Source organism: Embleya sp. NPDC001921, from assembly GCF_053594475.1.
This window is the reverse complement of the sequence record NZ_JBSFEO010000041.1, coordinates 103,991-114,326: the sequence shown is the minus strand read 5'-3', so window position 1 is coordinate 114,326 and position 10,336 is coordinate 103,991. Positions and strand designations below refer to the sequence as shown.

At 70.1% G+C, this 10,336-nt stretch carries 6 protein-coding genes and 1 pseudogene; 1 reads left to right on the top strand and 6 read right to left on the bottom strand.

The features are described 5' to 3' along the window. Positions 1-978 (bottom strand): annotated as a pseudogene (locus ACWCPW_RS37610) (Fe-S oxidoreductase); the annotation flags it as partial. Positions 979-1,267: 289 nt separating this feature from the next. Beyond that, complete coding sequence (locus ACWCPW_RS37605; protein WP_449766074.1) at positions 1,268-1,945, bottom strand: DUF4386 domain-containing protein; 678 nt, start codon at positions 1,943-1,945, stop codon at positions 1,268-1,270. A gap of 204 nt (positions 1,946-2,149) precedes the next feature. On the opposite strand from ACWCPW_RS37605, the gene ACWCPW_RS37600 reads away from it, so the two are divergent. Next, positions 2,150-2,842, top strand: coding sequence for a TetR/AcrR family transcriptional regulator (locus tag ACWCPW_RS37600; RefSeq protein ID WP_449766073.1), 693 nt, complete (start codon positions 2,150-2,152; stop codon positions 2,840-2,842). A gap of 148 nt (positions 2,843-2,990) precedes the next feature. Here the strand turns inward: ACWCPW_RS37600 and ACWCPW_RS37595 are convergent, their stop codons facing one another. The 4 genes from ACWCPW_RS37595 to hglS all read right to left on the bottom strand — a co-directional run bounded on the left by ACWCPW_RS37595 (position 2,991) and on the right by hglS (position 10,234). Then, entirely contained in the window at positions 2,991-3,548 is a 558-nt protein-coding gene (locus ACWCPW_RS37595; protein ID WP_449766072.1) for a GNAT family N-acetyltransferase, read from the bottom strand. A gap of 551 nt (positions 3,549-4,099) precedes the next feature. Then, positions 4,100-6,835 (bottom strand): tetratricopeptide repeat protein, encoded by a 2,736-nt coding sequence (locus tag ACWCPW_RS37590; protein ID WP_449766071.1) that lies wholly within the window; start codon positions 6,833-6,835, stop codon positions 4,100-4,102. Positions 6,836-7,240: 405 nt separating this feature from the next. After that, positions 7,241-8,779: an L-piperidine-6-carboxylate dehydrogenase gene (gene amaB, locus ACWCPW_RS37585; RefSeq protein WP_449766070.1), complete on the bottom strand. Its 1,539-nt coding sequence runs from the start codon at positions 8,777-8,779 to the stop codon at positions 7,241-7,243. Between the two features lie 54 nt (positions 8,780-8,833). After that, on the bottom strand, positions 8,834-10,234 hold the full coding sequence (hglS, locus tag ACWCPW_RS37580) for a 2-oxoadipate dioxygenase/decarboxylase (RefSeq protein WP_449766069.1): 1,401 nt from the start codon (positions 10,232-10,234) through the stop codon (positions 8,834-8,836). Positions 10,235-10,336: the final 102 nt, after the last annotated feature.

Genomic DNA, 10,336 nt, shown 5'->3' with positions numbered 1-10,336 from the left:
CATGATCAACAGCTTCGGCGACAACGGCTTGCCCGTGTTCCACGCCGGACACTGCGACTGGCACCGACCACACTCGGTACACGTGGAGAAGTCCAGCAGACCCTTCCACGTGAAATGCTCGATCTGCGACACCCCGAACACCGCGTCCTCGGCCGGGTCCTCGAAATCGATCACCTCGCCACCCGAACGCATCGGCGCCAACGCACCCAACGCGACACCACCATCGGCATCACGCTTGAAGTAGATGTTGAAGAACGCCAGGAACCGATGCCAGGCCACACCCATACTCGGCTTGAGTCCGATGGTGATCGCCCACGTCATCGAGATGACGATCTTGACCGTGGCGACGATGTAGATCAGGTTCTCCAGGGTGCCGTCGGAGAGGTCCGCGAACGCGACCACCAACGGGTAACTCACCCAGTAGCCCGGCTCGTACGCGTCTACTCCGGCCAGCGCGCCCTCCAGGCCGCGCAACATCATGATGCAGACGCCCACCGAGCCGACCACGAACTCGACGAAGTACGCCTGGCCGAAGTTGGATCCGGCGAACCGGCTCTTGCGACCGGGCCGGCGCGGGTGGGACGACTGCCGGATCGCGATCAGCACCAGGATGCCGACGATGGTCATCAGGCCCATGAACTCGGTGAAGACCTCGAACACGTCCCAGTGCCCGAGGCCCCACAGCGCGAATTCCGGCGAGAAGAGTTGGCCGTACGCGTTCACCAGGGTCAGGATGAGTGCGCCGAACCCGACCATCACGAACCAGTGCGCGGCGCCGACGACGCCCCAACGGAGCATCCGGGTGTGCCCGATGGTCTCGGTGAGCATCGTGCGCAGACGCGTGCCGGCCGCGCTGGTCCGGCCGCGCACGGGCTGCCCGAGTTTGACGAACGAGTGGATGTAGGCGGCGGTGCGCCCGAGTAGGGCGAACCCGATCACGCTGATCAGCAGCGAGATCACGATCCCTGCGAGTTGCATGCTGTTCGGCTCCTCCGGTGGGACGTCCCTTCCGGGGCGTGTATCGGCCGACTGGGCAAGGCCGCTCAAGGCGCCCTACCCACTGGTAACTTGACCATTGCGTCGATGATATCGGCCCGCCCGACACCACCGGCCTCGCGGGTTTCGCCCGCTTCGCCCGACCCGCGCCGCACGCTCCGATCCGACCGGCCGGCTCGCCAGTTGTGTGACGCACCGTCAGATCAGTCAGCATGCATGCTGCCATGCCGAAGCGCCGAAATCCGCAACAGGTCCCGGCATCGTGCCGTGATCACCCGGGAACGGGATCGAAACCCTTGGCGATCAACCGGACGGCGAGCGCCAACTCCCAGGCGAACACCGGAATCGCCGCGATCGACCCCACTTCGGAGACCTGCTCGTAGAGCCCGAACAACACCGCGGTCGCCGAGACGCAGATCAACGGCCCCCCGATCAGCCCCAGGACGGCGATGGGCCTCGGCACGAGCCGCGAGCCGTACATCAGGGCCGCCAGCACCACCGAGTTCGCCCCGAGGACGAAGTTGGGGCCGAACAGAAAGGCCCAATCGTGGATCGCCACGAGGGACTCGCCGACCAGCGCGGCGGCCGGGGCATCGGCGTCCGGGGTTCCCGCCAGGTCCTGTCGCAACGTCACCACCGAGAGCAGGCCGAGGGTGCCCACGACGATGATCGCGGCCTCGAGAAGGCGTCCGCAGACGTAACCCAGGGCCGCCCCTTCGTGCCGCCGCTTGATCACCGGGTACAGCGTGACCGCGCTGCCGATGATCGCCATCACCAGGACCAGTTCGCACAGCGCCCCGGCGAACACGCGACCGTCGGCACCCGCGCCGACGACATACCGCGAGCCGTCCAGGACGGGCTGATAGAGCAGCACACCCGCGATCGCGGCCACCTCGGTGACGAGGAAGAACACACCCGCGACTATCGCGGTCCTTCTGGTCGAGTCCACGCGGACTCCCTTCCTGCATGTTTCCGAACTTCCGGATTTCCGGGGCATCTCGGATGTCGCGGACTTTCCTCGGCGCCCGGCCCTCGGACCGGCCCGACCCGCCCGAGGTGTACGTCGTACACCTGTGCTCAAGCTAGGCGTACGCCGTACACTCGTCAAGCACGAAAGCCGGTCACCGATCGATCACCGGGGAGAATTGCCGAGATGGTCCAGCAGCCGGAGACCACCCGCCGGGTGCCCCTGAGTCGGGATCGCGTGTTGCGCGCCGCCGTCGCGCTCGCGGACGAGGGCGGGATCGAATCGCTCAGCATGCGCAGGCTCGCCCAGCAACTGGGCGTGGTGCCGATGGCGCTCTACAAGCACGTGGCCAACAAGGAAGAGTTGCTCGACGGCATGGTGGACGTCGTCGTCGGCGAGATCGATCCCCCGGATCGCGGATCGCACTGGCGGGAAGCCGTGCGCGCGCGGATCCTGTCCGCGCGCCGGACGCTGCTACGCCACCGCTGGGCGGCCCGGGTGATCGAATCCCGAGCCAGTCCGACACCGGTGGTGCTCGAGTACATGGACTCGGTGATCGGGATGTTTCGGCACGGCGGCTTCTCCGTGGACCTCACACACCACGTGATGCACGCGCTCGGCAGCCGCATGTGGGGCTTCACCCAGGAGTTGTTCGACGAGTCGCCCGATCCGGACGCGCGGGCGCCGTCGGCCGTTGCGCACGAGATGGCGGAGAAGTACCCGCACATCGCCGAGATGGTGATGGCCAAAGCCCACGACGCGTCGTCCACCGTCGGTCCGGGCTGTGACGATCAGTTCGAATTCGAGTTCGCGCTGGATCTGCTCCTGGACGGCTTCGACCGACTTCACCGGCGGGGATGGACGTCCGCCGGGAGCTGATCCGGACGCGATCCCGGCCAAGGGCGTCTCTCGGCAGGGGCACCTGCGGACAGGTGCCCCTGCTCGGGGATCGCGGGCGGGAATCGCGGGCGGTGTCCTGCGGGTTCGCGCGCCGATGCCGAAGCCGATGCCGGTTCGGCCCCTGTGGTTACCGGGTTTCGTGGACGGCCGGCCACTCGGGGGCGAGGACCGACCAGATCTCGGTGTCCTGCCGGACGCCTCGATATGGGTAGTTCTGCCGCTGGACTCCTTCCCGGCTCATGCCCAGGCGCTTGGCCACGTTGATGCTCGGGGTGTTCTCGGCGGGCACCAGCCACTCCACCCGGTGCATGCCGCGTTCCCGGATCGCCCAGTCGATGATCACCCGGGCCGCGCGGGTGGCCAGTCCGCGACCGGCGACGGTCGGTTCCAGCCAGCAGCCGGCCTCGCAGTTGCCCGCGGCCACGTCGAACCTCGGGAACAGCACGCCGCCCACGAGGAGCCCGTCGACCCAGATGCCGTACACCCGACCGGCGTCGGCGGCGGTCTTGTCCGCGTACGCCTGGAGCCACTTCCGTGCGGAATCGAGGTCGGCCGCGGCGTCGGGGAGGCCGACGTATCGGCCGATGAAATCCCGGCCGCGGTCGATGTGGGCGAGGAACTCCTCGGCCCGCCAGGGCTCCAATGGCCGCAACTCGGCTCCGTCATCCAGGGATATCGCGAACATTCTCGTCCTTCCGCAATGACCGTGCAGGATTGCTGATCAACCATTCGGATCCTAGCGCCGAGAGCGGAGACCTTCACGGATCTCGGCGGGAAACTGCTCGGGGGAGCCGTGCGGGTGGGCCCGCCGGTGGCTGTTTCGGCAGCTCGCGGGGGTGCGGTCACCTCCGGTTCGGCTCCGTGGCGACTCCCGGAGCGGGGCGAAAATGCGATTACCGAACGAGGTGAGCAAATGCGGATGATATCTCTGCCGGTGCGCCGGAATACGCGCCCGAGCCCCAATTTCGTGTGCGTGACGCCCAGCGGAACCGAATGGGAGTATTTACGAAATCCCAGTCCCGACCGGGGTGTTCGGTGGTTCTTCCCACGCGAGGGGCGGGAGGATTTGCGTATGCCGAATTCTCCGACAACGCGTGGATGGCGGAGGTGACGGCGGGCCCGGCCCCTGGAAACCGCCCTGCGGCCGGGCCCACCCATCAGCGGCCCGCTGTCACCCCGACCGCCGCACGCACGTGTGCGCTTGCCGCCACCCGCCGGAATGGATCCTCGGCCACCTCACAACGCCGGAGCCTCCTCGACCACCGCATCACGACCGACCACGAGGCACACTCGCTCGATCGCGGAAGCCGCGCCCGCCTCCCCCGCGTCGAACGCCCGGCGGAAGAACGACAGCGCTTCCTCGTACCGACCGACCCCCTCACACAAACGACCGAGCCTGTTCAGGGCACCGACGTCACCGGCGTCGACGGCACGAAGGAACTGCACCTCGGCCTCCACGATCCGGCCGGCCTCCTTGTACAGGACGCCGAGGTCGGTCATGGCCTTGGTGTCGCCCGCGTCGGCCGCGCGACGGTACTGCTCCTCGGCCTCCACGATCCGGCCGGTCTCCGCGTACAGGAAGCCGAGCATGCGCATGGCTTCCGTGTTGCCGGCGTCGGCGACACGAAGGATCGGTTCCTCGGCTTCCGCAGTACGCCCAGCCTCCTTGTACAGAATGGTGAGGTTGGTCATGGCACCGATGTGGCCCGCATCCGCAGCGCGACGGTAGGCCTCCTCGGCCTCCTCGACACGCCCCGCCTTCCCGCACAGGACACCGAGGTTGAACATGGCCGCGGCGTCACCGGCGTCGGCCGCACGGCGGAACTGCTCCTCGGCCTCCGCCATCCGCCCGGCCTTCCGATACGTGCTGCCGAGCACACACATGGCTTGCGTGTCACCCGCGTCGGCAACCGGAAACAACAACTCCTCGACCTCCGCGATACGCCCCGCCTCTTCGCACAGGATCGCCAGGTTGACGACGGCACTCCTGTGACCCGCAGCCGCAGCACGGCGAAACAACTCCTCCGCCTCCGCGGTACGCCCCGCCTCTTGACACAGACAGCCGAGGTTGAACACGGCAGCGGCGTCGCCGGTGTCCGCCCCGCGGCGGAACAACTCCTCGGCTTCCTCGGTACGCCCGACCTCTGCGCACAGGTAGCCGAGGTTGAACACGGCCGCGGCGTCGCCGGTGTCGATGGCGCGGCGGAAACGTTCCTCGGCCTCCTCGGTACGCCCGGCCTCCATGTAGACAAGCCCCAGGCGGTTCATCGCTTTCGTGTCACCGGCGTCGGCGGCACGGCGGAACAGCTCCTCGGCCTCCTCGGTACGCCCGACCTCTGCGCACAGGACGCCGAGGCTGAACACGGCACCGGTGTCGCCGGCGTCGGCGGCGCGCCGGAACTGCCTCTCGGCTTCCGCGATCCGCCCGGTCATCCGGTACCGGCTGCCGAGCACGCGCAGGGCTTTCGTGTCACCGACGTCGGCGACACGAAGGAACAACTCCTCGGCCTCCTCGCCACGCCCGGTCTCTTCGTACAGGACGCCGAGCTTGTACATGGCATCGACAACACCCGCATCGGCCGCGCGTCGCCACTGCGCCTCGGCTTCCGTGATCCGCCCGGCGTCCAAGTGCAGGTCGGCGAGGTGGTTCATGGCACCGGCGTGGCCGGCGTCGGCGGCACGGCGGTAGGCCTCTTCGGCTTCGGCGGTCCGGCCGGCCAGTTCGGACAGGACGCCGAGGTTGAACATGGCAACGCTGTCGCCGGCGTCGGCCGCCCGGCGGTACTGCTCCTCGGCTTCGGCGGTGCGTCCGGCCTTCAGGTACATGACACCGATGTTGAACATGGCTTTGGCATCGCCGGCCTCGGCCGCGCGGCGGTATTGCTCCTCGGCTTCCGCCGTACGCCCGGCCCGATGGTGCAGGACGCCGAGGTGGTACACGGCACGGGAATTGCCGGCGTCGGCCGCACGGCGGAAAACCTCCTCGGCTTCCGCGATTCGCCCCGCCTCCGCGTACAAGATCCCCAGGGTGTCCATGGCCGTCGGGTCGCCGGCTTCGGCGGCACGGAGGTACTGCTCCACGGCGTCCGCCGTGCGCCCGGCCTCCAGGTACAGCGCACCGAGGTTGTACATGCCCGAGGAGTCACCGGCGTCCGCGGCGCGGCGGTATTGCTCCTCGGCTTCCGCCGTACGGCCGAGCCTTCCGTACAGGACGCCGAGGTTGACCATGGCATCGGTATCGTCGGCCTCGGCGGCGCGCCGGTATAGCTCCTCGGCTTCCGCGATCCGGTCGGCCCGTTCGTACACGAAGCCGAGGTTGAACATGGCTCTGCGGTTGCCCGCGTCCACGGCGCGGCGGAACTGCCGCTCGGCGTCCGCCGCGCGCCCGGCGTCCAGGTACAGGACGCCGAGGTTGTACATGGCGAACGCGTCACCGGCATCGGCGGCGCGGCCGTACTGCACCTCGGCTTCCGCCGTACGCCCGACCCTTTGGTACAGGACGCCGAGGTTGAACATGGCAACGCTGTCGCCGGCGTCGGCCGCGCGGAGGTATTGCTCCTCGGCTTCCGCGTTCCGTCCCTGGTCCGCGTACAGAAGGCCCAGGTTTCCCATCGCCCGGGGATGGCCCGCGTCGGCGGCGCGGCGGTAGAGCTCCTCTGCTTCGGCGGTCCTGCCGGCACTGCCGTACAGGTCACCGAGGCCGGTCATCGCCCGCTCGTGACCGGCGGCCACGAGGGGCCGGTACAGCGTCTCGGCCTCGGCGGGACGTCCGTGGTCCCGCAACCAGCGGGCGAGGTCGCAGACGTGCTCGGCATCGCCGCCCTGTGCCGCGCGGCGGAGTCGCTCCTCCTGCTCGCGGTCCGTGGTCGGCGCGTTGGAGAGTCGGCGCAGCGCCTCCGTGTACGCGATCTCCTCGGTCGCCGCCAGCTTCCGGGCCGCGCGCTTGAGCCCGTTGGATCCGTATCTCGTCACAGCTCATCCGTCTCCGGCGGGTACCCCACGCCTCCGCCGACGAGTACTCGGAGCTGGGAGAAGGCTTCCACCGCGGGCCCTTCGAGCCTTGGCCGACAATGCCGTCCCTGGCGTGGGCAGGGAATGGCAACGGCGATCGGCCTGCGCGTCCGGCCGAAGGCCAGGTTAACTCGACCTCCCGGCCGATTTGTAGCCTCGACCGCCGATGTGCGCGAAGTGGCCAATCGCCGGCGCGAAACGAGTCGGGCCGGCCGGGTGGTGTGTCGAGTGCGCGGCGAGGAGGAATCGCCCTGGGGCGTGTCTTCGATCCCCCGCCGAGCTCCACGACGCCCGGCACCGCATCCGCCCTTCGGGCTCCTCGCCGCGCTCACGCCGCGGAGCCCGAAGGGGGATCGAAGGCACGCCCTAGCCGAAGTCGACGCCCTGGGCGAGCGGGAGTTCGTCGGAGTGGTTGACCGTGTTGGTGGCCCTGCGCATGTACGCGCGCCAAGCGTCGGATCCGGATTCGCGTCCGCCGCCGGTCTCCTTCTCGCCGCCGAACGCGCCGCCGATCTCGGCGCCCGACGTGCCGATGTTGACGTTGGCGATGCCGCAGTCGGAGCCGTCCGCGGCGAGGAAGCGTTCCGCCTCGCGTTGGTCGCGGGTGAAGACGCTGGAGGAGAGGCCCTGTGGCACCTGGTTGTTGAGGTCGATCGCCTGGTCGAACGCACGGTAGGTGAGCACGTAGAGGATGGGCGCGAAGGTCTCCTCCCGCACGATGTCGGTCTGCCCGGGCATCCGGACGATCGCCGGTCGTACGTACACGGCGTCGGGCGCCTCCGGGCGGGGCAGGTGCTCGCCGCCGACCACCACCTCGCCGCCGTCGGCCCGGGCCCGCTCCAGCGCGGCGTCCATCGCCGCCCCCGCCGCGGCGCCGATCAGCGGTCCGACCAGGGTGCTCTCCGCCAAGGGGTCGCCGATCCGCAGCTCCGCGTAGGTCCGGGCGAGCCGCGCCACGAGTGGCTCGACGACGTCCTCGTGCGCGATCACCCGGCGCAGGGTGGTGCAGCGTTGTCCGGCGGTGCCGGCGGCGGCGAAGACGATGCCGCGTACCGCCAGGTCCAGGTCGGCCGACGGGGCGACGATCGCGGCGTTGTTGCCGCCGAGTTCCAGCAGGCAGCGGCCGAATCGGGCGGCGACGCGAGGGCCGAGCTCGCGGCCCATGCGGACCGAACCGGTCGCGCTGACCAGCGCCACCCTCGGGTCGTCGACCAGGATCTCGCCGACCGCACGACGACCGAGCACCAGGCGGTGCAGGTCGCTCGGCGCCCCGACGTCGACGGCCGCCCGGGAGAGCAGCGCTGCGCAGCCGAGGGCGGTGAGCGGGGTCAGCTCCGACGGTTTCCACACCACGGCGTCGCCGCAGACCAGCGCGAGCGCGGTGTTCCACGACCACACCGCCGCCGGGAAGTTGAAGGCGGAGATGACGCCGACCACGCCCAGCGGGTGCCACGACTCGGACAGCCGATGGCCGGGCCGTTCCGAGGGCATGGTGCGCCCGTAGAGCTGCCGGGAGAGGCCGACCGCGAACTCGCAGACGTCGATCATCTCCTGAACCTCGCCGCGCGCCTCGGTCCGGATCTTGCCCGCTTCCAGGGTGATCAGCTCGGCCACGTCCTCCCGGTGCTCGGCGAGCAGTTCGCCCAGGCGTTTCACCAGTGCCCCGCGCACCGGCGCCGGTGTCGTGCGCCAGGTCTCGAAGGCCCGCCGCGCGGCCGTGACGGCCTCGCCGACCTGCTCCGGCGTCGAGGAGGCGAGCCTGCGCAGCACGCCGCCGGTGATCGGGGTGCGCACGACCAGATCCCCGGCGTCGGGTCCGGGCGCCACCCCACAGCGGCGCAGGCACGCGTCGGCTCGCGCCCGCAGCCCCTCGGTGTCGGGGAGGCGGGTGGCGGAATCGGGCATGTCGTCTCCTGATCGGGGCCGCGGCCGGTTCGCGGCGTCGCGGGTGTGCGGGAATCACGCCGGTGCGGCGGGCGGCGCTGCCAACTCGGTGCGGGCCTCGGCGAGGGACGTGTCCCGCTGTGCGGCGTAGAGGTCGACCGGGTCCTGTACGGGTCGTCCGATGGTCTCCGCAAGCCAGGGCCGGTCGTAGTGCGTTCCGGAGCGGGTGGCGTCCCGGGTGCCCGCGTCGGTCAGGTTGGATTGGAAGATGCCGGCGGCGGAGCGCGGCAGGAAGTCCTCGTACACGATCGGCTCGGCCTCGATCCAGCCTTCGTCCAGGAGCGCGGCGAGGTCCCGCGGCGGCTGCCGGTCGGTCGGGCGTCGCTCGGGTGCGGTCGCCCGGTAGGTGAAGAACGCCTGCTCGTTCACCGCCAGTTCGCGCTCGGTGCGGGGGAAGCGCGCGGTCCAGACCTCACGCGCGAGCTCGGCTCGGTCCGCCGCCGTGACCCCGGCGGCCCGCCGGTCGGTCTCGGTCATCAGGTCGTCGTACAGCGCCCGGCCGGTCGTGGTGAGCGCGATGCCGCGGGCCTCGACCTCGCCGAAGCGCACCCGCAGTGTCCCGAACTCCGTGCCGCCGTCGGCGGAGCGGAACCGACGCTTCTCCTCCAGTGCCCGGAAGGAGGTCTGCCGCAGCAGCACGTCGGGTCCGTCCCAGCGGGGTGGGCCCTGGATCTCGTCGATCATGGTGATCCCGCGCCGGCCCATCTCCGCGTAGAGCCGGTCGATGTCCAACACCCGCGGCGTGAGGTGGTTGATGTGTGTACCGCTCACCCCGCCGATGTCCGCGGCCACCGCGGACACCCGGGCCAGTTCCCGGTACCAGGCTCCGTCGATCGGGTCGGAGGACAACCGGAAGGCGTCGACGGCCAGGGTCAGGAATCGTTCGGCCGGCTCCGGGTCGAGCCCGCCGTCGCGCTCGGCCCGATCCGCGAGTTCCAGGAGCTCGGCGGGAAAGAGTTCGCGCCGGGCGAGGAAGGCTTCCAGCCGTGCCTGGAGATCCTCGTCGAAGAAGCGGCGGTCGGCGGTGGTGAGCAGGGAGGTGAAGACCCGGAAGGGATTGCGGGCCAACTCCGCCGGTTCGGTCGGCCGGAACGCGGTGGACACCACCGGTACCGAACTGCTGCTCGCCTCGCGCAGGTCGTAGAAGCCGACCGGACGCATCCCCATCGCGCCGAAGATCGCCGCGACCTGCCGCAGTTCGCCGGGCGTGCCGACCCGGATCGCCCCGTGCCGCTCCGCCGCGACCCGCTCCACGCCGCCGAGTCGGCCGGCGTCGCCGTCGACCCGCGAGACGTCCTCGTTGATCTCCGCGACGGCGGCCGACAGCGTGGTGTAGGCCGGGACTTCGGTCCCGTACATGTCCGACAGACGGCGGGCGAAGGCGGCCCGCAAGCGCCAGGCGGGTACGGTCCCCATGAGTTCTCCTCGATCGGTCGGCGGCCGGAGCCGGGTCGGCGCCGAGGTCGAGACCTCGCGCCGTGGATCATCAGACCTCCCAGTCGTACCCACGCGCCGGGC